Here is a 20,944-nt window from a genome sequence, read left to right on the forward strand (position 1 = left end):
GGACGATCCCGGCCGTCACGCGCAGCTCCTTCGGCCGGGTGGCTACTGCGACTTCACCACCGGTACGCCCTCGCTCGCCTGCACCAGCACGAACCCCTGACCCTGGAAGGCGAGCTGCATGGCCTCGCCGCTCCCCCGGCCGATCAGCGCGCCGACCTTCATCGTCCGGTTCACGCCGACGTGCAGAGCGGTGCTCCAGCAGACGGCCGACTGCCCGTCCGCGTATGTCGGCATCGCCGCGGCGTCCAGCAGCACCGGCGTGCCGTGCGTGGTGACCGCCACCCACCCGGTGCCGGTGAGCGTGGTGTTGAACAGCCCGCCCGCCGCGACGCCCGCGCCCTGCACTCGCTGGATGTCCCAGGTGAGCTGCGGCTGGAAGGCCAGCAGGTTGCGCCCGTTGACGGTCAGCCCCTCGTTCTCCAGGTAGAACAGGTGGATGTCGTCGGCGTTGTCCGCGAGGTAGAGCTGGCCCTGGCCGCGTACGCGCATCAGCGACGCGCCCTCACCCGTCATGGCCTTCTTGAACAGTTTGCCGATGCCGCCCGCGCCCTCGTACTCGAAGTCCATCTGGCCCTGGAAGGCCACCATCGAGCCCTGCTTGGCCAGCACCTCGTGCGGGAGCTGGACCCGGAGCATCTTGCCGTTCGCCAAGGAGAAGCCGGCGGGAACCTGGCGTGGATCGAGGTTGTCGAAGACGGAGCTGCGCATGATCGACCTTTCGGTGAAGAGGTCCCGCCAGCGTAGTGACTCCGGGGTCAGGCCAGTGGCTTCTGGTAGGCGCGCACGTGATCTACCAGGAGCCGCGCGGGGAACACCGTGTCGGCGTCGGGGTCGCCCACCCAGCCGTCGCCACCGCCCACGGCCAGGTTCAGGATCAGCGTGTGCGGGTGGCGGAAGGACTGTGCCCAGGCGGTGCCCGCCTCGGCGGCGGTCAGCGTACGGGTGACCACACCGTCGATCGACCACTTGATGTAGCCGTTGGCTCCGGCGTCCCAGTCCACGGCGTAGGTGTGCCAGGCGTCGATGCCCTCGCCGTCGGGCAGATCCTGGCTGCCGCCGTAGTTGATGTCCGCCAGCCCGCCGTGCGCGTGCTGCTCCACCAGCGTGGGATGGTCGCCGAGGACCTCCATGACGTCGATCTCGCCGCTGGCCGGCCAGTCGACCTGGGCGTTGTTCCCGCCGACGGTCCAGAACGCCGGCCACAGCCCCTTGCCGAGCGGGGCCTTCATCCGTGCTTCCAGGTGACCGCCCGCCTGTGTCCAGGTCGGCAGACCGTCCTTGTTCTCCCAGTCGAGCATGGTCAGCCGGGCGGTGGCGTACCGGCACGGCTGGTCCGGCTCCTCCTGGGGGTCCGTGCCCGGCTTCCAGCCGCACATGGCGCCCGGAGTCACGTTCTGGTCGGCCGTCAGCACAAGGTGGCCCTGGCCGTCGAGCTGGGCGTGGTCCAGCTTGTACTCGGCGATGCTGCCGGTGCACGCCTGGCGCCAGCAGGGGTCGTTGAACCACGCCGGCGTGGCCAGGCCGGCGTTCGGCCCCGCGCCGGCCGCGCCGAAGAAGTCCTGCTCGAAGGTCACCGCGTTGGCCGCCACGGTGAACGTCTTGCGCGGCGTCAGCTCCGTCCACACGTCACCGGCCTGGTAGGCGACGAAGTAGGTGTAGGTGCCCGCCGGATAGGCCCGCGCGTCCGTCGTGAACGTCTTCACGGCCGTCGTGAGCGTGGTCGCTATCGCGCCGGGGAAATCGACGACCTCACCGGCTGCGTCGCGCACCGCGATGGTAAGTGCCTGGACGGGGAGCGTACCCGACGCGCGTACCTTGGCGGTGGCGGTCATGGGGCGGGCGGCGACCGGAGCGGCGTTGTCGACCGTCAGCGCGTCCACGGTGACGGTTACCGCGGCTGAGGCGGGCGGCGCGCTGAAGGTCGCCGCGCCTAACATGGCCGCGGCGACCAGGGCGCGGACGAACTTCCTGTCCCGTAAACGAGCGACCATCGTGGCCCTTTCTCGCTGCCTCTGCTGGCTTGAAGATCAAACTCGACGCATCGTACAGGCGGGAAAGGGGCGATTTCGGACTTCTAGCTAATGATCGTTCTCGACATGGGCGCGTGCGTCATTCCGGGGTCTCGGCAGCGTGACGGTCGTCGCCGAGGCCGCGCAGCGCCAGCTCGGCGTAGCCCCGGAGGTCGCCGTGGTTGAACGCGATCTCCTCGTGTGCGGCGTCGTCGCGGCCGAGCCAGCCCCGCAGCTCCTCCGCGACCCGGCCGTACGCCTCCGGGCCCCGCAGCCGGGCCTGCGCGATGGCCGCGCCCCAGCGCACCACGTCGCGGGGATCATCGAGGGCGGCGTCCAGCACGGTCGCCGTCTCGGATGCCAGGTCGGGTGCCGTCTCGGGGGCCGTCTTCTGCGACGGCGTCGCGCCGGACGGGCCGAGCAGGCCGATCGCGACCAGGGCGGTGGCGGCCACCGCCGGGTGCTCGTCGGCCGCCGCCCTGAGCAGCGGCGGCAGGCTGGCGGTCCGCTCCTCGGGGTACCAGGCCAGGGCGTAGGCCGCGGCGGCGCGCACCGGGGCGGCCGCGTCGGCGAGCAGGTCGCGGAACATCGGCAGCCCGGCGGCGACCGCGTCGTAGGCCATCAGCGCGAAGTACGCGAACAGCCGTTCCTCCTCGGCTGACTCAAGCGTCTGGAGGTACTGGAACAGGGCGACATCCTCGCCCCAGTCGTCGTCTTCGTCCTCTTCCTCGTCGTCCTCGTCTTCTTCGTCCTCGTCGTCCGTGAACTGCTTGCCGGCGGCCAGCAGCACGTCCCCGCCCGCTGCCGTGGCGCGATGGTCGTCGAGGGGGTAGCCGGACGGCAGGAGCTGTTCGCCGTAGCCGATGGCCAGCTGCGTCACCAGGTGCAGCATGGCCGGGCGGTCCGGCGTCTCGGAGTCTGCGACCAGTTCCAGAAGGAACGGCACCGCGTGAGCGCTCGCCTCGAAGCGAGTGCCCTGGTGGAAGATGTTCCCGTACAGGCTGTGCAGCGCCTTTTCCCGGATGCCGGGATCGGGAGAGCGCAGGGCCCGGATCTGGTCCGGCACATCCTTCGCGCGGCCGTAGGCGTGCGTCAGGTCGGCCCAGTCGATCGTGTCGAGACTCGCCAGCATGCGGACATGCTGGCATATGGCGCAGGCCGGTGTCCGGAAGTCCGTGACACCGCATCCTCTGGGGGCAGATGCCCAGTACGTACCGAGGACGTACAGGGAGGCATCATGCGGAGCAAGCAGTGGACCGTGCAGATCTACATCAGCGAGGACGACACCGATGAGCGCACGCTGGCCCGTGCGGTCCTGTCCGCCGAGGAGAGCGGCTGGCATGAGAGCGTCGGCGTGGCCAGGCGCAACCCGGAGGACCGTGCGGTGCCGGAGATCGGCGACGAGCTGGCCGCGGGGCGGGCGCTGATGGATCTGGCCGACAAGCTCCTCGGCGACGCCGCCGAGGACGTGGCCACGATCGGCGGCCCGATCGAGGCCCGTTGACCACGCGGACGAAGGCGCCCGGCGAAAAGCCCGGCGGGTAGCCCGCCGGGCGCCTTCACGGTCAGCCCTCCGACCGGAATCCCGCCCTTCACGCTCAGCCCTCTGAAGGCAGGAGCAGCCGGAACTCGGTCCGGCCCGGACGGCTCCGCACGTCCACCGAGCCCCCGTGCGCGGCCACCACGGCGCGGACGATCGCCAGCCCGAGCCCCGCGCCTCCGGTGGCCCGCGACCGGCCCTGGTCGGCGCGGGAGAACCGCTCGAAGATCTCTTCCTCCAGCCCGGCCGGCACACCGGGACCGTCGTCCACGACGGTGACCTCCACCGCGGCCGGCAGCCTCCGTACGGCCACGACGACCGTGGTGCCGTCGGGGGTGTGGACGCGGGCGTTGCTCAGCAGGCTCGCGATCACCTGGTGCAGCCGGAGCGCGTCGCCGGTCACCGTGACAGGGTCCTCCGGCAGCTCAAGCCGCCAGCGGTGGCCGGGCCCGGTGGCCCGCGCGTCGCCGGTGGCCTCGATGGCCAGGCGGGACAGGTCGACCTCCTCCCGGGCCAGCGGCCGTCCCGCGTCGAGCCGGGCCAGCAGGAGCAGCTCGTCGACCAGCTCGCTCATCCGCCCCGACTCGGCGTCGATCCTGCCGAGCGCGTGCCGTACACCGTCCGCCATCGGCTCGTCGCCGCGCAGGGCGAGCTCGGCGTGCCCGCGGATCGCCGCAAGCGGGGTGCGCAGCTCGTGGCTGGCGTCGGCGGCGAAGGCGCGCAGCCGCTGCTCGACGGCGTGGCGGCGGCCCAGAGCCGCCTCCACGTGGCCCAGCATGCGGTTGAACGCGGCACCGACCTGTCCCGTCTCGGTGCGCGGGTCGGTGTCGGGTACGCGTTCGGCCAGGGTCACCTCCCCGCTGGCCAGGGGCAGCTCGGCGACCTTACGCGCCGTCGTGGCGATGCGTTGCAGGGGGCGCAGCGCCAGCCGTACCCACAGGGCGCCCGCGACACCCGTGACGGCGAGCACGCCGGCGAACATCACCAGCTCGAACAGCCACAGGCGGTGCAGCGTCTCCTCGACACCGTGCAAGGAAAGCCCGGTGACCATGACGTCGCCGTCCCGGCCCGCGGCGGCGACGAGCCGGTAGTCGTCCAGGCTGGACAGGTCCACGGTCTGCGGCGGTCCCCCGACCGGCAGCGCCGCCAGGATCGCCTCGTCGTCAGGGCTGAGGCCGGGGTGGGTGCCGTCCCGCTCCGACACCACCGCCGCATGGGTGACGCGCCCGTTGACCAGCCGCGCGCCGAACGTACCCCGTGCCTGTCCCCGCGTGTCCTCGCCGTGCTCCAGGCTCGCGGCGAACCGGGGGCCGTCGGCGGCGATCTGCTGGTCGACGCGGGCGAGCAGGAACCGATCCATCGCCACCGACGTGGCGACGCCGACGGCCGCGCAGGACAGCGCGAGGAGTATGAGCAATCCGGCGATCAGCCGGGCCCTGAGCGTGCGTGGGACGAGGTTCACGGCTTGAGCACGTACCCGACGCCGCGCACGGTGTGGATCAGCGGCCGGCGGCCCGCGTCGATCTTCTTGCGCAGGTAGCTGATGTACAGCTCCACGACGTGAGCCTGGCCGCCGAAGTCATAGGACCAGACGTGGTCGAGGATCTGCGCCTTGCTGAGCACCCGGCGCGGGTTGCACATGAGCAGCCGCAGCAGCTCGAACTCGGTGGGCGTCAGCTCGACCGGCGTACCGGCCCTGCTCACCTCTCTGGCCTCCTCGTCCATGGACAGGTCGGCCACGACGAGCCGGTCCTCGTTGCCGGGCCGCGCCATGCCCGCCCGGCGCAGCAGCCCGCGCAGCCGCGCGAGCACCTCGTCCAGGCTGAACGGCTTGGTCACGTAGTCGTCGCCGCCCGCCGTGATGCCCGCGACCCGGTCCTCGACGGCGTCGCGCGCGGTCAGGAACAGTACGCACAGCTCGGGCCGCACCGCCCGGAGCCGGTTCATGAGCTCCAGCCCGTTCAGGTCGGGCAGCATGACGTCCAGGACGGCGGCGTCAGGCGCGAACCCCTCGGCCGCGCGGATCGCGGCGGCCCCGCTCGCCGCGGTGCGCACCTGCCAGCCTTCCTGGCACAGCGTCTTCTCCAGCACCTCGAGGAGGTCCGGCTCGTCGTCCACGACGAGCACGCGGATCGGTGTGCCGTCCGGGCGCAGCAGGGTGTTCATGTTTCCTCCTATTCGTCACAAAATACGAGGTTCTTCTGAGAATCCTCTGAAGGGCTCCGTTCATAGGGAAAACAGAGGTTCGCCAGGCACGGTCTACTCCCATGACCACTCTTCACGCACCGCCTCGGGCCGCTTTTACCGCGCCGCCGCGCCGCCGACTCCGGCCCGAGCCCGTGCTGGCGGCCGTGATGGCCGGCGCGGTCGCGGTCGTCGTCCTGTGGTGGCGCGGCACGCCGGCCGTGGCGGGCCTGGACGGCTGGCTCACCGAGGCCGGCCGCGTCACGGGCCTGCTGTCCGGGTACGGCATGGCCGTACTGCTCGGGCTGATGGCCCGCGTACCGGCTCTGGAGCGCGGTGTGGGCAGCGACCGGCTGGCCCGCTGGCACGCCATGGGCGGCCGGTACGTCATCGGGCTGGTCACCGCGCACGTCCTGACGATCATCTGGGGGTACGCGGTCGCCGACCAGGCCGGGGTGGTGGACGAGGCGGTCACGATGGCGTTGTCCTTCCCCGACGTGCTCAAGGCGACCGTGGCCTTCCTCCTGCTGCTCGGGGTGGCCCTGGTGTCGGCCCGCGCGGCCCGCCGCAGGCTGCGCTACGAGACCTGGTACTACCTTCACTTCTACACCTACCTGGCGGCCTGGCTGGCGTTCGGGCACCAACTGGCGACCGGCGCCCAGTTCACGGGCGATCGGGTGGCCCAGTTCGCCTGGTACGCCCTCTACCTCGGGGTGGCCGCGCTGCTGGTGTGGTACCGCTTCCTCGGCCCGGTCCGGGTGTGGGCGCGCCACCGGCTGCGAGTGGCCCACATCAGCGCCGACGCGCCGGGCGTCGTCTCGATCCATCTCACCGGCCGCCGCCTGGCGCGGCTCGGCGCCGAGCCGGGACAGTTCTTCCGGTGGCGCTTCCTGACCCGCGACCTGTGGTGGTCGGCCAACCCCTACTCGCTGTCCGCCGCGCCGGACCGTGGCGGGCTGCGGATCACGGTCAAGGCGCTGGGCGACCACAGCGCGGCGCTCGCCCGGCTGCGGCCGGGCACCCGGGTCATCGCCGAGGGGCCGTACGGCGGATTCACCGCCCGTCTTGGCCGCGCACGCAAGTCGGTGCTGATCGCCGGGGGCGTCGGCATCACCCCGCTACGCACCCTGTTCGAGACACTGCCCGGGCAGGTGACCCTGCTCTACCGCACTCGTACGCCGGAGGAACTGCTGTTCAGGGACGAACTGGAGGAGATCGCCAGAGCACGCGGGGACGCCAGGCTCTACTGCTCGGTCGGCCCGAGGTCCCCGGACCTGTTCACCGGGCTCGACCGCCTGCTCCCCGACCTGCGCGAGCACGACGCCTACGTGTGCGGGCCGCCCGAGATGACGCGGTCGGCGATTCAGGCGCTGCGGTCGGCGGGTGTGCCCGCCCACCGGATCCATCACGAGTCTTTCGAGTTCTAGGAGTTCCCTCCATGAAGAGAGCGCTGCTCGCGGTGGTCACCACCGTCATCGGCCTGGTGCTGCTGCTGTCGTTCAAGCCGCACGACGTCACCGGGGCCACCCAGCCACCCGCCGCCCTCGCCCAGACGTCCGCGACGCCCGCACCCACCTCGTCCACCTCGTCCACCTCGTCCACGGGGTCCACGGGGTCCACGGGGTCCACGGGTGCCCGGACGGTCGACGGGGACGCGGTCGACACGCGCTGGGGACCCGTGCAGGTGCGGATCAGCGTCAGCGGCGGCAAGATCTCCGACGTCCAGGTGCTCCAGGCGCCGAGCGAGAACCGGCGCGACGTCGAGATCAACGACAGGGCGCTGCCCATACTCCAGGAGGAGGCCCTGGCCGCCCAGAGCGCCCAGATCGACTCCGTCTCGGGCGCCACGTACACCAGCGACGGCTACACCCGCTCCCTGCAGAGCGCCATCGACCGGGCCGGGCTGTGACCCGCCACGTCGAGCACGTGATGGGGACCGTCTTCTCCTTCGACGTACGCGACGCCCGCGCTGACTCCGACGTCAACACCAACGACGCCGCCGACCCCGGCGCCCGCGCCAACGCCGCGGTGGCGCGGGCGGTGGCCTGGCTGCACCACGTGGACGCGGTCTTCTCCACCTACCGGCCGGACAGCGCGATCAGCCGCCTCGGCCGGGGCGAGATCGAGCTGTCCGAGTGCCCGCCCGAGGTGGCCCAGGTGCTGTCGCTGTGCGCCCAGACAGAACACGACACGAACGGATATTTCACGACGTACCCCGGTGGCCGCCTGGACCCGTCCGGTCTGGTGAAAGGGTGGGCGATCGAGGAGGCGTCCCGGATCCTGTCCGAGGCCGGGGCCCGCCGCCACTGCGTCAACGGCGGCGGCGACATCCAGCTGGGCCCCGACCCCTCGCCGTGGCGGATCGGCATCGCGCATCCCGCCCGGCCCGGCGCCCTCTGCACCGTGGTCACCGGCCACGACCTGGCCATCGCCACCTCGGGCAGCGCCGAGCGGGGCCCGCACATCCTCGACCCGCACACCGGACGCGCCGCCGACGCGCTGCTGTCCATCACCCTCGTCGGCCCCCGCCTGACCGCCGTCGACGCCTTCGCGACGGCGGCGTTCGCGATGGGCGACGCCGCCCGCGACTGGGTCGAGGAGACCTCCAACCTGGAGGCGTTCGCGGTGACCGCGAGCGGCGACACCTGGCGGACCAGGGGCTTTCCCGCTATCTGACTCCACTCCTCGCCTCGGCGTTGTGTTGGCGGCACAAGCTGGTTTAAAGTACAAACCAGTTTGAGGCCAAGAGGAGTTGTCATGGTAGACGACGGTGAGCAAGCCCCCAGCCCGGAGGAGACTCTGCGCCTCATCGAGGAGCAGCGGGCCGCCACGGTGCGAAGATTCAGGGGCGATCCCCTGTTCCTGTACGTCCCCTGGGGCGTCGCGTGGCTGATCGGCTTCACCTGCCTCTTCTTGCGCTACGGACTCGACGGCAGGCCGTACGCGCCGATCTCGCAGACGCAGGCCGTGGCAGTCCTGATGATCTGCATGGTGATCGCCGGCTCCCTGGCCGCGTACGAGATCACCCGGATGAACATGGGCGTCCGAGGCGAGAGCACGGCCAGGGGCACGATGTACGGCTACACGTGGTTCGCCGGGATGGTGGTGATGTCGATCATCGCCATCCGGGTCAGCCCGATGCTGCCGGAGGCGGAGGCCGGCCTGCTCTGGTCGGGCGTGTCCATGCTGGTGGTCGGCGTCATGTACATGGCCGGTGGCGCGATCTTCCTGTACTGGCCGATGTTCTTCGCCGGGGTCGGCGTGATCGCCGTCAACGGCCTGGGCGTGCTGCTCGGCCCCGGCTGGCACGCGCTGCTGACGGCGATACTGCTCGGCTTCGGGCAGATCGTCGTGGGCCTGTGGTGGCGACGGAGGCAGTGCCGGTGACGGCGGGCGGCGCTGTTCCGGAGCTCGATCCGGTGATCCACGCGCAGGCCAGGCTACGCGTCGTTGCGGCGCTCAACACGATGGGCGGGGGCGACGAGATCGCCTTCCCGGCGCTCAAGGATCTGCTCGGCATGACGGCCGGCAACCTCTCGGTCCACCTGACCAAGCTCGAGGAAGCCGGCTACGTCCAGATCACGAAGACGCACAAAGGCCGTACCCCGGTCACCTATGTCTCGCTCACCAAGCGCGGCCGGGTCGCCTTCGACGACTACACCAAGGCGATCCGCGCCCTACTCGACTCCGCAGGAGGCACTTCATGACCATCCTCGCCAGAACGGTGGAGGTCACCCGGCGCTACGGCGACGTGCTGGCACTCGACCGCGTCTCGCTCGACATCAGGGCGGGAGAGCTGGTCGGCCTGCTCGGCCCCAACGGCGCGGGCAAGTCGACGCTGATCAACCTGTTCGTGGGCCTGCGCAAACAGACCTCCGGCACGGTCGAACTGCTCGGCGGCTCCCCGCAGGATCCGGTGGTGCGCCGAGGCATCGGGGTCACGCCGCAGGAGACGGGCCTGCCGGAGTCGCTGAGGGTCGGCGAGATCGTCGACTTCGTCTCCGCCCATTACCCGGAAAAGGCCGACAAAGGGGAGTTACTCGCCCGGTTCGGCCTCGACGACCTGGTCAAGCGGCAGATCGGCGGCCTGTCCGGGGGCCAGAAGCGGCGGCTGGGCGTGGCGCTGGCCTTCGCCGGCAACCCGCGGATGGTCTTCCTCGACGAGCCGACCACCGGCCTCGACGTGGAGGCCCGGCGCGCGCTCTGGGACGGCGTCAAGGACTTCCATGAGGGCGGCGGCACGGTCCTGCTCACCAGCCACTACCTGGAGGAGATCGAGGCCCTGGCCCAGCGGGTCGTGGTGGTCGGCCACGGCCGGGTGCTGGCCGACGACACCGTGCGGGCCGTACGCGACATGGTGGGTGTGCGGCGCGTCTCGCTGGCCGCCGAGAACCTGCCCGAACTGCCCGGCGTGCTCGCCAGCGAGTATGCGGACGGCCGGTTCAACCTGGTGACCACCGACCCCGACCGGCTGGTCGTCGAGCTCGTACGGAGCGGCACGCCGTTCTCCGGTCTGGAGATCAGGCCGACCTCGCTCGAGGAAGCCTTCCTCGCCATCACCGCCAAGGAGACCGAGCATGTCTAGCCTGATCCTGGCCCACACCCGCTATCTGATGCTGGAGCAGATCCGGGTGCCGATCGGCCTGGTCGCCAGTTCGTTCTTCCCGGCCGCGTCGATGCTGGCGTTCGTGGTGCCGTTCACGGGGGACGATCCGGTGGCCGCGACGCGGGCGACGGGATCGATGATGATGATCGGCGCCATGTCGGCCGCGCTCATGGGGCTCAGCATCACGGTCGCGCAGGACCGCGAACTTCCGTGGAACCCCTACGTGCGTACGCTGCCCGCTGGACCGTTCCCCCGCTTCGCCGGGCGGATCCTCACGACGATGGCCACGATGCTGGTGTCGACGATCCCGGTGGTGGTGATCGCGGCCCTGCTCACCAAGGCGACCATCACGGTGCCCAACCTGCTGATCGGGCTGCTCGCCCTGCTCGGCGGGGCGGTGCCGTTCATGCTGATCGGCCTGTTCCTGGGCTTCGTGCTGGCCTCGAAGGCGGCCATCGGCGTGTCGCAGGTCGTGTTCTTCCCGATCGCGATCCTGGGCGGGCTGTTCCTGCCGCCGCAGATCATGCCGGACTTCGTGCAGAAGGTGTCGCCGTTCGTGCCGAGCCGCGGCGCCGGGGAGCTGATCTGGGCCGTGACGACGGGAACCTCGCCGAACATGGTCGCGGTGATCATGCTCGGCGTGTGGACCGTGATCGCGGCGCTGGCCGCGGGCTGGGCCTACCGGCGCGACGAGGGCCGCCGCTTCTCTTGAGATGGGATCTCCTCGAACGGGGGGTGTGCCGCCGAGTCCGCAGCGATCTCGACGGCACACCCGTCCGTGAGGGGGTCCGGTTATTTCTTCTCTTCGAGGGTGACGGAGACGTTACTCGACTTTCCGTCCCTCATATAAGTGATCTGAACCTGTTGGCCTACTTTGAAACCTCTGACCTGGCCAACAACTGTATCTCCGCCCTCCACCGGCGTGTTGCCGATCTTGGTGATGAGGTCGCCCTCCTTCAGTCCGGCCTTGTCGGCAGGGCTTCCGGAGGTGACCTGGCGGATCAGCGCGCCGGGCACGTCGCCGGTGGCATCGGTGACACTCACGCCCAAGAACGCGTGAGTCACCTTGCCACCGCTGATGAGCTGGTCGGAGACCTGCTTGGCGGTGTTGACCGGGATGGCGAAGCCGACACCGATGTTGCCGCTGCTGCCGCCGTTGGTGGCGATGGCGCTGTTGATGCCGATCACCTGACCGGCCGCGTTGACCAGCGCGCCGCCGGAGTTGCCCGGGTTGATGGCCGCGTCGGTCTGGATGGCGTCGCCGAGCGTCGTCGCCCCGCTCTCCTGACCCTGCTGCTGCTCCCGCTGCTGGCCCCAGCCGGGCGGGAGCTGCTGCTGCTGGTCCTGCTCGCCGCCGACGGTGACCGTGCGGTTGAGCGCGCTGACGATGCCCGCCGTGACGGATCCGTCGAGGCCGAGCGGGCTGCCGATGGCCAGTACGGCGTCGCCGACCTGAAGCTGGTCGCTGTCGCCGAGCGAGGCCTTGGTCAGGCCCGAGACGCCGTCGGCCCTGATGACCGCGAGGTCGGTGGACGGGTCGGTGCCCACGACCGACGCCTTGGCCGTCTTGCCGTCGTTGAACTTGACGGTCATCTGCCCGCCCTGCCCGGCGCCGACGACCACGTGGTTGTTGGTGAGGATGAGCCCGTCGTCGGACAGCACCACGCCCGACCCCTCGCCGGTCTGCCCCTGGATCATCACGACCGAAGGCTGCACCTTCTGCGCGACCTGGGCCACGGTGAGCTGGTTGGAGGCCGCCTTGAAGACCGGGCTCGGCGCGGAGACGACACGGGTGTTGTCCTGGAACGCCGTGGCGGCGACGGCCCCCACTGCGCCGCCGCCCACGGCCACGGCCGCCAGGGCCAGCCCGGCGATCGTCTTCCGCCCGACAGCGAAGCCCCGCCTGGGCGGCTTCGGAGGCGGAGGCTGGTTCATGATCACGGTCTCTCGCCGGGGAAAGCCCCCGGCGGAGGGCGGCTGGTCGCCGAACTGGCTCCAGCCGCCGGCGCCCTGCTCGTGAGGCTCGTTCGCGTTCATCGTCATCTCCTCATGTACCGATGACTCAAGAGTGCCAAGGAGCGCGTAAGTGCAGGTTAAGCCGGTGATCAGAACTGTATGAGAGGGTTGACGGCAGCCTTATCACGGCTGGTCACGGCCCGGTCATCCGTTTGAAGCCGGCCAGAAATTTACCTTCGGCGGCAACCACACAGGTCAAGCACGGTTTGATCGGCCCTCACCCGCTCTTTTCAGCAAGCCAGCTCCCGTCCCCCGGCCGCGCTCATCTGGGCGCTCGGTGGGACCTGTCGGGCGGCGCGAGTACCAGGTCGGGGAGCTCGGCGAGGATCGGGGCAGGGCCCAGTTCGCGGATGGGGATGTGACGCGCGGTGGCGGCCAAAGCGTACAGGCGCGGCGGGGTGAGCGGCCGGACCGCCCAGCACACCAGTTGCGCCGCGCGTTCCTCGGCGCTGGGGGTGCGGGCGGGCCGCTCGTCGGTGGCCGGGGCCGGTGGATCCACGGCCAGGAACGCGACCGGCGCCAGCCGGGGATCTTCGCCGAGCGGACGCACCCACGCCCACGCCTGACCGTCGCGCGTGCTGAGCCGGACGTACGGTTGCGGGCACAGCTGCCAGCCACTACGGCGCAGCCGGGAGGACTTCCTGGCCATCGGCGACAGCCAGTGGTTGGGGATGAGCACGGCCCCGTGGCCGGGGTGCCACAGCACCCCGCAGTCCACGTCGGCCTCATCCTCGGCGGCGCCGGCGTGGTCGGCGTATCCGGCAAGCATCGCCTCCAGGCAGGCGATGGTGTCGGCCGGCGTTCTGTGCCGGGCGATCAGGGCGCCGCCCCGATAGACCAGATACAGGTTCCTGGGGCGTTCGATGGTCAGGGTGGCCGGAGCATACGTGGCGTGGGAGGCGTGCGCGGCGTGGGAGGCGTGCGCGGTGCGGGCGGCGTGGGCGGTGTGCGCCGACAGCCAACCGTCGAGTTCGCTGGTGACCGCACCCCGGGTCGCGATCCCCACGACGCGGTCGCCGGCGCGGACCGGCCGCACCGAGGTGTTCTCGCCGGAGGTGACGTTCACTGAGCAGGAACTGGGCGTCTCCACCACCACGCGGTCGGGTTCGTCCCCGAGCATCGACACGATCGCGGCGCTCACCTGGTGGTAGCCCTCCAGGATCCGCGGGGGCGCGCCTGGGTGGAGCAGCACGCCGCTGGGCGTGCCTAGGGGCGCGGCCGCTCGGGCCAGCTCAGCCAGCCCGGCCAGCTCGACGGCAGTCAGCTCGGTCAGCTCAGCCAGCCCGGTCGGCTCGGTCGGCCCGGTCAGCTCGGTCAACTCGGTCGACCCAGTCGGCCCGGTCGGCTCGGTCGGCTCGGTCGGCTCGGTTGGCCGGTCGAGTCCGGTGCCGGGAACGTTTCCGAACAGCCGAGTTTGGTCGTCGCCGGACGCCACCACGCCGCCGTCCCGCAAGGGCGCGTTGGCAGCCAGGTCGGTCAGGAGCTGGTCGCAGTAGGCGCAATCACGGCCCACCCCGACCGCCAGGATCGGCGTGGCGACTCGCGGGAACAGGGCGGCCCGCTGAAGCAGCTCGCGCCGCACTGCCCGCCCGCGCTCCTCGTACTCCTCGATCTCGGGATCACCGACCAGAATCGCGGCCTGGTCGTCCAGAGAGATGAGGCCCGCGCTCGCCCACACCCGCAAGCAGGAAAGGGCCGCCTGCCCGGGCGGTTCGTCCAGCCCGGCCACGGTGATCTGCCGTAACCAGCGAGCCGCCGGGGCGTTGAGATACGCGCCGATCGCGGTATCGGTGCGCGCCAGCACCGCCCCACCGGCCCCTAGCCCGGCCAGCACCGTGTGCCGCCCCCAGCCGATCTTCATCGACAGCGGCGCATGCACACAGACAGGTCGGGAGAGAGCGAGCAGCAGACCAGCCCCGGGCAGCATCGGCCTACCGGCCCAGCGATGCCGCTACACAAGTCGCCTTCGGGTATGCATGCTTGGCTGGCGCTGTAGACCTGGGTGAAGAATTCTGGCGAGTCCATGCGATGTGCTCCTTGACGTACTGGCGGCCATTGCTTTGTGCGAGGCCACAACCAGCGTTAGTCACTGTAAGCATTCGGTCAATTGCATAAAGTGATGCATGGCGGGCGTATCGGCCAACCCGCTACACACTTCTCTCCAAAAGGGGAAGGGCCCGGAAAACCGCACGGCCCACGGCCCTCGGGCCCGGCTGCGGCCGACCGCCTCTTTGACCTATAGTACGGTTAGCGATATATATCGGGATATGGCACTACGTGAACAGAGTTATCTCGTGCTGCTGGCCCTTTCCGAAGGCCCCTTGCACGGTTACGGCGTGATCAAAGCCGTGCGCGACCTGTCAGAGGACCGCATACGCCTCGGCGCGGGCACCCTCTATGGCGCGCTCGACCGTCTGACCGAAGCGGGGCTCACCCGCGTGGTCAGCGAAGAGGTGGTGGACGGCCGGCACCGCCGCTACTACGAGCTGACCGGCCAGGGCGCCGAACTCCTGACCGAGGAGACTGCCCGCCTGACCCGCCTCGCCGCCACCGCACAGCGCCGCCTCGGCGCACGACTCCAGCCCGGGACGTGATCATGGATAGCTACGAACGCCACTGCCGACTCCTCGCGCGGGCCTACCCGCTCCGATATCGGCAGACGCGCGGCGAGGAGTTGATCGGCACACTGCTGGACCTGGCGGAGCCGCAACAGACCAGGCCGACCCTGCGCGACTCACTCGACGTCGTACGTGGCGGTATCGCGCTGCGCCTGCGTGAGCGCCCGCCGCTGTGGCACTGGGCGCTGTATCGCCTGTTCCACAAGCGCCTTCCCTACGCCTACCGCTGGTGGGCACGCGACGACCTGCTCGGTTCGTGCTACCTGGGGCGACAGTGCGCGGCAGTACTACTCGTGACATCACCTCTGTGGGCCTTCATCGGGCTCATGCCCATCGAATTGGCCTACACGGTGATCTCCTGGCCCCTCAGCCGCATGCTCGGCTTCCTCCCGCAGCGATCCCTACGCCTCTACCAGCTGAAGAGACACGAATTCGACCTAGACCTGCAAGGCAACTCGCCATAGGCCGTCTTGGGGCCGTTGGCTGCCGCATCTCGCCCCATAGAGTGCAGGGATGGGGATCAACCGTCGGCTCCGTAGTCTCGTCGTCGGTGATGCGACCTGGCTGTGGTCGGTACATCACCGACATGCCGAATGCCGGGAGATCCTCTCCCTTCACCGCGAGGGCGCCGGGGTGACTCTGCGCATCGTCTTTCGCGCGGGCCCCGGCCGCCATGTCGCCGAGGGGCACTGGTACGCGGGCTCGGTCACCAATGGTCACGGAGATCTGCTCAACCTCCACGAGCCGGGGGTCGTCCGGCGTCTCCTCGACGAGGCAGCGGCGCGCAACGCCCTGCCCGCAACTCCTGGTGAGACGGAGCTCGACGGCTGGCCTCTCTTCAACGCACTTGCCAGCCGGGGCGACCGCCCCTGAACGTAGGCCGCCAGCCGGACTGGCTACCAGACGCGCAGCAGCATCTTGAACGCCTCGTGCGCGAGGTACGGTTTGCGCGTTTCGCCGTTGTTGTTGAGCATCTCGACGAGCGTCTCCAACGCCTGGGCGGAGATGCTGCTGTACGGCCGGATGCCGTACCGAGACTCCCGCGCACCGGCGTTGTAGATGTAGGTCAGCCCGTCTCCTTCCGTCACCAGGCTGTACGCGCGGGGCGGTTCAGCCGTCACGGCACCATCCAAAGTTCCGCGTAGATCATCCGACCTCGCTTTGTCTGCGTCTCGCCGTAAGCGTCAGCGAGCGCTGACACTGTCTGGAAGGCCGCCGGGGCGTCGGCGGCCGCCCTGTGGTCGTTCGGGTAGTGCACCTCGAAGTGGATCCGTCCACGCTCGACGACGATGATCAGATTGAGGTTGCCGCGCGGGCTGGATCTGGCCAGGGCGCAGCCGAACAGGTTCTCGACCAGCCGGTAGACGACTGACGCCCGCTGGGGCGATCGGGCAGTGGCGAGGGCCTGGGCGAGCCGCGCCGCAGCCTGAGCACTTCCCGGAAGGGCCGGGTAATCCTGGGTCCAGGTCGTCACTGTCCACCACCAAGAAGGAGGATCCGCCTATGCGGCTCGATGAGCGCATAGGCAGCTTGCAGCCTGTCTAGGCAGCACGTCAAGCTGTCTTCGTGGATCAACCCGCTTACGTCCGAATCGCGAACGACTTGAGGGTCCGCATCGCGAAAGGTGAGCTCACGGCTGGGGCGCGCTTGCCGGCACGCCACGAGCTGGCCACCGAATATGGGGCGGCCCAGGGCATCGTCACCGAGGCTACAAAGATGCTCATCCGTGAAGGTCTGCTCGTCAGCAGGCCGGGCGCGGGCATGTTCGTACGGCAACGCCCTCAACGCCGCTCCCTGGTGCGCAGCTGGTTCCGGGAGCGGCAGGCCGGGTCGCCGTTCGCCGCGCTCATGCGGGAGCAGGGCCGGCACGGCAGCTGGGAGTACGACTCAGACACGATGCAAGCCCCGCCCGAGGTACGCGAGCGGCTGGGCTTGGCGGAGCCGGACGGCGACCGGCACGACGTGATGCGCACCCGCTACGTCTTCGCCTCGAACGACGAGGGCCCGTGGATGCTGTCCACCAGCTGGGAGCCGTTGAGCCTCACGAAGGGCACGCCGATCGCGGTGCCGGAGGGCGGTCAGCACGCGGGACTCGGCGTGACCCACCGGATGGCGGCGATCGGCGTCCAGGTCGACACCTGGGATGAGGAAGTGTGGGCGCGGCCGGCCTCCCCGGAGGAGGCGCGGACGCTCGGCATCGGCGCCGGAAGCATCGTGATGGTGGTCGAACGCAGCTACTTCGCGGGCGAGCTGGTGGTCGAAGTGGCCGACATCATCGTGCCCGCGGAGTCGACGAAACTCGTCTACAACGGGCCGGTCGGCGACAGCTGAGGCGATCTACGGTATGACGTGGGCGGCTATCGAGGACGGGTGCCCAACTGCTGAGAGATGCGCAGGAGGTAGCCGTCCGGATCCTGCACCGCGAACTGGCGCACGCCCACGGCATCGGCGCTGCGCTCGTACCAGCGCTCTTCCAACGGCAGCCACATCTCGTAACCGGCGGCAAGCAGCGCGGCGTGAATCCGCTCCACGTCATCCACCTCAACCGTCAGGTTGATCCCACGCCCGTACGGGTGCTCCAGCTCCGCGCGCGGGTAGAGACGATCCTGGCTCCAGGGCTGCTCCAGCATCAAGTCCGCCGCCCCGTCACGTTCAAGGTAAGCGAATCGCTCCTGGGGACGCTCGTAGCGGATCTCGAAGCCCAGCAGGCGATAGAAGGCCAGACTGGCCTGGAGGTCTGAGCAGATCAATTCAGGAACAAGTCGCGACATTTCGCCACTCTGGCAGCTCCCGAACACCCCAGCAAATCTCATCGTTGTGCCAGAGGGCTTCCAGGCAACCCCGTCGACCAGGCGACAAGGCGTCCCTACCTGGAGCAGGGCACCGCGATCATCCCTTAGTCGCTCACAGCTCTGGGAGCTGGCTCCCAGGGGGAATCCTCCGGCAGGCCGAAGAAATCCGGTGCACGGCAGACGAAGCTATCGGCATGATCGCAAAAGCCTTGGGATTCGCGCTGGCCGCGGCCCTGTTGCCCGGCACCCCAGCCGCTTCGACCGGCCCGCATGACTGCGCGAATGCGACCACACGCTGCGACGGCAGCATCGATGTCCCTCTCGATTGGGAGAACCCCGCCTCCGAGCACATTTCCGTAGCCTTCGCCTGGATTCCGGCCAAGGACGCCGACGGTACCGTGGTCGCCAACCTCGGAGGGCCAGGGCAGACCCTGTCGACCGTTCCCGAGATGCAGCGGGTACTCGGACCTGTGCTCGAACGCAAGAACCTCCTGGTCATGGATCCGCGCGGGATGGGGAAGTCCTCGCCGCCGCTTTGCCCGGGAGCCCGCCTCGACAAGCCCGAGACCCTCGCCGCCTGCGCCAAGAGCGTGGGGCCGCGAGGTGCGTACTTCACCGCGGACCAGTCCTCGCACGATCTTGACGCGATTCGGAGGGCGCTTGGTCTGGGCAAGGTGAGCTTCTACGGCAACTCCTACGGCACCCTGTACGCCCAGGCGTACGCCGCTCGGTATCCAGGCAGCCTGGACGCCATCTTCCTGGACAGCTCCATGGTCGTGGACGGCGACGGATACGCCAGCTGGAAGAACTACTGGTCCAGGCTCCGCCAACTTGATCTCATCTGCGCACGGTCGACGGCGTGCGACACGCTGCCGGGCAGCGCTTCCGGCACGTGGACTCGGTTGGTGGATCGGCTGCGGGAGCGGCCCGATCCCGAGGTGTCGGTGTTCCAGACCGTGGCGCTCAGCAACGTGTGGGAGCCGGTGTTCGGCCGGGAGGCCACCGCGGCCGCGGACGCCTATCTGCGCGACGACCCGGCTCCGCTGCATCGCCTGGCCCGGCTGATCCCCGCAACGCTTCCACCGGCCGACGATCCGGATGTCGCCGGGTATCTGGGCTTTCGCTGCGGCGACGGCACCTTCCCCTTCGACCGGGCGGCCTCGCCGGCCGAGCGCCAGGCTCAGGCCGAGCGCTATTACGAGCGGGAACGTCCGCTGGCGCCGTATCAGATCACCGACATTCTCCCCTCCGGGATCGGCAGCATGGAGCCGTGCGTCAACTGGCCGACTCCGCGCCACAGCCCACCGCGCCCACCTGGACAGGCGCTGCCTGCCGTCCCCGTCCTGGCGATGGCCGGGGAAATCGACATGAACAGCCCTGCCGAAGTAGCCCAATCGCTGCGGGCCTTCCCGAACGCGACCATCGTGCGGGTCCCCTTCGGGCCGCATGCACTTACCTCTGGCACGTCGCCGATGGGTGACTGTGTGCGTGGCATGCTGCGTACCTTTCTGACCACCAAGCAGGTGACCCACCAGCAGTGCACCGGCGAGAACTACCGCGCCCTCGGCGCCTTCCCCCAGACCGTCGAAGACGTGCCGCCGTATCCGGCCGGCAAGCTCACCGCCACCCAGCGGCGAGTGCTCGCGGCCACCTTCGCCACCGCCGCGGACGCCACCGCCCGCCGTAACCCCAACGGCAACGTCTATACGAGGCTGCGGAACGAACCAGGGCTGCGTGGCGGCCAGGTCACCTTCGGCCAGGACATCACACTCGACGAGGTACGGTTCGTGCGCGACCTGCGGGTCAGCGGACCGATCAAGCTCACCGCGGACGGCAGCGCCACCGCCACGCTCCGCGCCGAGACCGGCGGGCGCGCCCACGAGGTAACGCTGACCTGGACGGCCTTCTCCACCCGCCCGTCCCTGTCGGGCACCTTCGACGGCGTCCCCTTCGACTGACCGCCCGCCACCGCTCTGCCGGCTTCAGCGCGAGGCACGAGGCACGAGGGCGGCAGAGCCTCATCTCTTGCGGCGGTTGGCGACCATCACCACGAAAACGAACGCCACGATGGCCAGGATCGCGGCTAACGCGATGATGACCTCGATAACACCGATGCCGAACATGGCCCTCCAAGGCGAGTGGGAGGCTACTCGTGGGGGCAGCGTACATCGACGCGCTTATATGGCGTCGAGTCCGCGCGGCCAGGACGCCACCTCGGCGTCCGGCACGCCGATCACGGCGACGTCGGACACCGAGGGAAGGTCAACCGGCGGCAGGGCGGCCGCTCATGTCCACGTTGGGCGCGGCCTTGGCGACCAGGTCCGGGATCACGCGGCCGAGGTCCGCGGCGTCCCAAAGGTCCTGCTTAGTCACCTCCGGTCCGAGCCGCCACGCCTCGGCGACACCGATCCGCCCGCCACCGACGTCGAACACCCGCCCCGTCACGGTGTCGCTCTCCGTACTGGCCAGCCAGGCCACCAGCGGCGAGACCTGCTCAGGCCCGAGACCGGCGGCGTAATCGACCGGCATGACGGCTTCGGTGAGCCGGGTGAACGCGGCGGGCGCGACGGCGTTCGCGGTCACCCCGTAGCGGCCGAGCTCCGTGGCCGCGATGAGGGTGAACGCGGCGATGCCGGCCTTGGCCGCACCATAGTTGGACTGGCCGAAGTTGCCGTAGATGCCCGAGGCCGAGGTGGTGTTGATGAGCCGGGCGCGCAGTGGCCGGCCGCTGTCCTTGGCCCGCGCGCGCCAGTACTCGGCGGCGAAATGGGTCGGCCCGGCGGTGCCACGCAGGTGGACCCGGATCACCGCGTCCCAGTTCTCCTCCGTCATGGAGGCGATGGTCTGGTCGCGCAGGATGCCGGCGTTGTTCACCAGGACGTCCAGGCCGCCGAACTCGCCGATCGCCTGGTCGACGAGCCGCTTCGCGCCCTGCCAGTCGGCGACGTCGTCGGTGTTGGCGACGGCCTTGCCACCCGCCGCCACGATCTCGTCCACCACCAGTCGCGCCGCGCCGGCGTCGGACCCGGTGCCGTCCGTGGCGCCGCCGAGGTCGTTGACCACCACGTGGGCCCCCTGCCGCGCCAGTTCCAGCGCGTGCGTACGGCCGAGACCGCGGCCCGCGCCGGTCACGATCGCCACCCGGCCTGCACAGATACCGCTCATATGGGCTTTGTCCT

24 protein-coding genes are annotated in these 20,944 nt (G+C 69.9%); 13 read left to right on the forward strand and 11 right to left on the reverse strand.

Going from position 1 to position 20,944, the window contains the following annotated elements; genetic code table 11:
* Positions 1 to 42: 42 nt before the first annotated feature.
* The 3 genes from ACQP2T_RS37000 to ACQP2T_RS37010 form a co-directional block, all read right to left on the reverse strand.
* Entirely contained in the window at positions 43 to 708 is a 666-nt protein-coding gene (locus ACQP2T_RS37000; protein WP_358550566.1) for an AIM24 family protein, read from the reverse strand.
* Positions 709 to 755: 47 nt separating this feature from the next.
* Entirely contained in the window at positions 756 to 1,991 is a 1,236-nt protein-coding gene (locus ACQP2T_RS37005; protein ID WP_433509535.1) for a family 16 glycosylhydrolase, read from the reverse strand.
* Positions 1,992 to 2,109: 118 nt separating this feature from the next.
* The gene (locus ACQP2T_RS37010) at positions 2,110 to 3,141 is read right to left on the reverse strand and encodes a HEAT repeat domain-containing protein (protein WP_433509536.1); all 1,032 of its coding nucleotides are present in this window, start codon (positions 3,139 to 3,141) and stop codon (positions 2,110 to 2,112) included.
* Between the two features lie 105 nt (positions 3,142 to 3,246).
* Here ACQP2T_RS37010 and ACQP2T_RS37015 point away from each other — a divergent pair, with 105 nt between their 5' ends.
* A complete protein-coding gene (locus tag ACQP2T_RS37015) occupies positions 3,247 to 3,513 on the forward strand; it encodes a DUF1876 domain-containing protein (RefSeq protein ID WP_393481977.1) in 267 nt (88 codons plus the stop codon).
* A gap of 94 nt (positions 3,514 to 3,607) precedes the next feature.
* On the opposite strand, the gene ACQP2T_RS37020 is transcribed toward ACQP2T_RS37015, so the two are convergent.
* Together ACQP2T_RS37020 and ACQP2T_RS37025 are read right to left on the reverse strand one after the other, a co-directional pair.
* A complete protein-coding gene (locus tag ACQP2T_RS37020) occupies positions 3,608 to 5,011 on the reverse strand; it encodes a sensor histidine kinase (protein ID WP_433509537.1) in 1,404 nt (467 codons plus the stop codon).
* The gene (locus ACQP2T_RS37025; RefSeq protein ID WP_433509538.1) at positions 5,008 to 5,715 is read right to left on the reverse strand and encodes a response regulator transcription factor; all 708 of its coding nucleotides are present in this window, start codon (positions 5,713 to 5,715) and stop codon (positions 5,008 to 5,010) included. The genes ACQP2T_RS37020 and ACQP2T_RS37025 overlap by 4 nt, the downstream gene beginning before the upstream one ends.
* Positions 5,716 to 5,816: 101 nt before the next feature.
* On the opposite strand from ACQP2T_RS37025, the gene ACQP2T_RS37030 reads away from it, so the two are divergent.
* The 7 genes from ACQP2T_RS37030 to ACQP2T_RS37060 all read left to right on the forward strand — a co-directional run bounded on the left by ACQP2T_RS37030 (position 5,817) and on the right by ACQP2T_RS37060 (position 11,051).
* On the forward strand, positions 5,817 to 7,160 hold the full coding sequence (locus ACQP2T_RS37030) for a ferredoxin reductase family protein (RefSeq protein WP_433509539.1): 1,344 nt from the start codon (positions 5,817 to 5,819) through the stop codon (positions 7,158 to 7,160).
* An 11-nt stretch (positions 7,161 to 7,171) separates the two neighbouring features.
* Positions 7,172 to 7,642, forward strand: a complete 471-nt coding sequence (locus tag ACQP2T_RS37035; protein WP_433509540.1) for an FMN-binding protein — start codon at positions 7,172 to 7,174, stop codon at positions 7,640 to 7,642.
* On the forward strand, positions 7,639 to 8,409 hold the full coding sequence (locus ACQP2T_RS37040; protein WP_433509541.1) for an FAD:protein FMN transferase: 771 nt from the start codon (positions 7,639 to 7,641) through the stop codon (positions 8,407 to 8,409). Before ACQP2T_RS37035 ends, ACQP2T_RS37040 begins: the two co-directional genes overlap by 4 nt.
* 81 nt (positions 8,410 to 8,490) lie before the next feature.
* Entirely contained in the window at positions 8,491 to 9,120 is a 630-nt protein-coding gene (locus ACQP2T_RS37045) for a hypothetical protein (protein ID WP_433509542.1), read from the forward strand.
* Positions 9,096 to 9,440: a winged helix-turn-helix domain-containing protein gene (locus ACQP2T_RS37050; protein ID WP_433509543.1), complete on the forward strand. Its 345-nt coding sequence runs from the start codon at positions 9,096 to 9,098 to the stop codon at positions 9,438 to 9,440. Before ACQP2T_RS37045 ends, ACQP2T_RS37050 begins: the two co-directional genes overlap by 25 nt.
* A complete protein-coding gene (locus ACQP2T_RS37055) occupies positions 9,437 to 10,318 on the forward strand; it encodes an ABC transporter ATP-binding protein (RefSeq protein ID WP_433509544.1) in 882 nt (293 codons plus the stop codon). Before ACQP2T_RS37050 ends, ACQP2T_RS37055 begins: the two co-directional genes overlap by 4 nt.
* Positions 10,311 to 11,051: an ABC transporter permease gene (locus tag ACQP2T_RS37060; protein WP_433509545.1), complete on the forward strand. Its 741-nt coding sequence runs from the start codon at positions 10,311 to 10,313 to the stop codon at positions 11,049 to 11,051. Before ACQP2T_RS37055 ends, ACQP2T_RS37060 begins: the two co-directional genes overlap by 8 nt.
* Positions 11,052 to 11,131: 80 nt before the next feature.
* Here ACQP2T_RS37060 and ACQP2T_RS37065 read toward each other — a convergent pair whose 3' ends face one another.
* Together ACQP2T_RS37065 and ACQP2T_RS37070 are read right to left on the reverse strand one after the other, a co-directional pair.
* Positions 11,132 to 12,376, reverse strand: coding sequence for a S1C family serine protease (locus ACQP2T_RS37065; protein WP_433509546.1), 1,245 nt, complete (start codon positions 12,374 to 12,376; stop codon positions 11,132 to 11,134).
* Between the two features lie 241 nt (positions 12,377 to 12,617).
* A complete protein-coding gene (locus ACQP2T_RS37070) occupies positions 12,618 to 14,234 on the reverse strand; it encodes a hypothetical protein (RefSeq protein ID WP_433509547.1) in 1,617 nt (538 codons plus the stop codon).
* 388 nt (positions 14,235 to 14,622) lie between these two features.
* Here ACQP2T_RS37070 and ACQP2T_RS37075 point away from each other — a divergent pair, with 388 nt between their 5' ends.
* Genes ACQP2T_RS37075 through ACQP2T_RS37085 form a run of 3 tightly spaced genes read left to right on the forward strand, consistent with a single transcriptional unit; the run spans position 14,623 to position 15,846 of the window.
* Complete coding sequence (locus ACQP2T_RS37075; protein ID WP_433509548.1) at positions 14,623 to 14,949, forward strand: PadR family transcriptional regulator; 327 nt, start codon at positions 14,623 to 14,625, stop codon at positions 14,947 to 14,949.
* A gap of 2 nt (positions 14,950 to 14,951) precedes the next feature.
* Complete coding sequence (locus ACQP2T_RS37080) at positions 14,952 to 15,437, forward strand: hypothetical protein (RefSeq protein ID WP_433509549.1); 486 nt, start codon at positions 14,952 to 14,954, stop codon at positions 15,435 to 15,437.
* 49 nt (positions 15,438 to 15,486) lie between these two features.
* Complete coding sequence (locus ACQP2T_RS37085; protein ID WP_433509550.1) at positions 15,487 to 15,846, forward strand: hypothetical protein; 360 nt, start codon at positions 15,487 to 15,489, stop codon at positions 15,844 to 15,846.
* A 23-nt stretch (positions 15,847 to 15,869) separates the two neighbouring features.
* Here the strand turns inward: ACQP2T_RS37085 and ACQP2T_RS37090 are convergent, their stop codons facing one another.
* Positions 15,870 to 16,094, reverse strand: coding sequence for a hypothetical protein (locus tag ACQP2T_RS37090; RefSeq protein WP_433509551.1), 225 nt, complete (start codon positions 16,092 to 16,094; stop codon positions 15,870 to 15,872).
* Entirely contained in the window at positions 16,091 to 16,447 is a 357-nt protein-coding gene (locus ACQP2T_RS37095; RefSeq protein ID WP_433509552.1) for a hypothetical protein, read from the reverse strand. Before ACQP2T_RS37095 ends, ACQP2T_RS37090 begins: the two co-directional genes overlap by 4 nt.
* 92 nt (positions 16,448 to 16,539) lie before the next feature.
* Between ACQP2T_RS37095 and ACQP2T_RS37100 the strand changes: the two genes are divergently transcribed.
* Complete coding sequence (locus ACQP2T_RS37100) at positions 16,540 to 17,304, forward strand: GntR family transcriptional regulator (protein ID WP_433509553.1); 765 nt, start codon at positions 16,540 to 16,542, stop codon at positions 17,302 to 17,304.
* Between the two features lie 26 nt (positions 17,305 to 17,330).
* On the opposite strand, the gene ACQP2T_RS37105 is transcribed toward ACQP2T_RS37100, so the two are convergent.
* The gene (locus ACQP2T_RS37105) at positions 17,331 to 17,744 is read right to left on the reverse strand and encodes a bleomycin resistance protein (RefSeq protein WP_433509554.1); all 414 of its coding nucleotides are present in this window, start codon (positions 17,742 to 17,744) and stop codon (positions 17,331 to 17,333) included.
* A gap of 215 nt (positions 17,745 to 17,959) precedes the next feature.
* Here ACQP2T_RS37105 and ACQP2T_RS37110 point away from each other — a divergent pair, with 215 nt between their 5' ends.
* A complete protein-coding gene (locus tag ACQP2T_RS37110; RefSeq protein ID WP_433509555.1) occupies positions 17,960 to 19,723 on the forward strand; it encodes an alpha/beta fold hydrolase in 1,764 nt (587 codons plus the stop codon).
* Positions 19,724 to 20,027: 304 nt separating this feature from the next.
* Here the strand turns inward: ACQP2T_RS37110 and ACQP2T_RS37115 are convergent, their stop codons facing one another.
* Positions 20,028 to 20,930, reverse strand: a complete 903-nt coding sequence (locus ACQP2T_RS37115; RefSeq protein WP_433509556.1) for an SDR family oxidoreductase — start codon at positions 20,928 to 20,930, stop codon at positions 20,028 to 20,030.
* Positions 20,931 to 20,944: the final 14 nt, after the last annotated feature.

This window comes from Nonomuraea sp. CA-143628, assembly GCF_050942315.1.
GTDB lineage: Bacteria > Actinomycetota > Actinomycetes > Streptosporangiales > Streptosporangiaceae > Nonomuraea.

Excerpts from the sequence above, each read along its gene's own strand:
- ACQP2T_RS37000 (WP_358550566.1), bottom strand. The coding sequence starts at position 708 with ATGCGCAGCTCCGTCTTCGACAACCTCGATCCACGCCAGGTTCCCGCC.
- ACQP2T_RS37005 (WP_433509535.1), bottom strand. The coding sequence starts at position 1,991 with ATGGTCGCTCGTTTACGGGACAGGAAGTTCGTCCGCGCCCTGGTCGCC.
- ACQP2T_RS37010 (WP_433509536.1), bottom strand. The coding sequence starts at position 3,141 with ATGCTGGCGAGTCTCGACACGATCGACTGGGCCGACCTGACGCACGCC.
- ACQP2T_RS37015 (WP_393481977.1), top strand. The coding sequence starts at position 3,247 with ATGCGGAGCAAGCAGTGGACCGTGCAGATCTACATCAGCGAGGACGAC.
- ACQP2T_RS37025 (WP_433509538.1), bottom strand. The coding sequence starts at position 5,715 with ATGAACACCCTGCTGCGCCCGGACGGCACACCGATCCGCGTGCTCGTC.
- ACQP2T_RS37030 (WP_433509539.1), top strand. The coding sequence starts at position 5,817 with ATGACCACTCTTCACGCACCGCCTCGGGCCGCTTTTACCGCGCCGCCG.
- ACQP2T_RS37035 (WP_433509540.1), top strand. The coding sequence starts at position 7,172 with ATGAAGAGAGCGCTGCTCGCGGTGGTCACCACCGTCATCGGCCTGGTG.
- ACQP2T_RS37045 (WP_433509542.1), top strand. The coding sequence starts at position 8,491 with ATGGTAGACGACGGTGAGCAAGCCCCCAGCCCGGAGGAGACTCTGCGC.
- ACQP2T_RS37055 (WP_433509544.1), top strand. The coding sequence starts at position 9,437 with ATGACCATCCTCGCCAGAACGGTGGAGGTCACCCGGCGCTACGGCGAC.
- ACQP2T_RS37060 (WP_433509545.1), top strand. The coding sequence starts at position 10,311 with ATGTCTAGCCTGATCCTGGCCCACACCCGCTATCTGATGCTGGAGCAG.
- ACQP2T_RS37065 (WP_433509546.1), bottom strand. The coding sequence starts at position 12,376 with ATGAACGCGAACGAGCCTCACGAGCAGGGCGCCGGCGGCTGGAGCCAG.
- ACQP2T_RS37075 (WP_433509548.1), top strand. The coding sequence starts at position 14,623 with ATGGCACTACGTGAACAGAGTTATCTCGTGCTGCTGGCCCTTTCCGAA.
- ACQP2T_RS37080 (WP_433509549.1), top strand. The coding sequence starts at position 14,952 with ATGGATAGCTACGAACGCCACTGCCGACTCCTCGCGCGGGCCTACCCG.
- ACQP2T_RS37085 (WP_433509550.1), top strand. The coding sequence starts at position 15,487 with ATGGGGATCAACCGTCGGCTCCGTAGTCTCGTCGTCGGTGATGCGACC.
- ACQP2T_RS37105 (WP_433509554.1), bottom strand. The coding sequence starts at position 17,744 with ATGTCGCGACTTGTTCCTGAATTGATCTGCTCAGACCTCCAGGCCAGT.
- ACQP2T_RS37110 (WP_433509555.1), top strand. The coding sequence starts at position 17,960 with ATGATCGCAAAAGCCTTGGGATTCGCGCTGGCCGCGGCCCTGTTGCCC.
- ACQP2T_RS37115 (WP_433509556.1), bottom strand. The coding sequence starts at position 20,930 with ATGAGCGGTATCTGTGCAGGCCGGGTGGCGATCGTGACCGGCGCGGGC.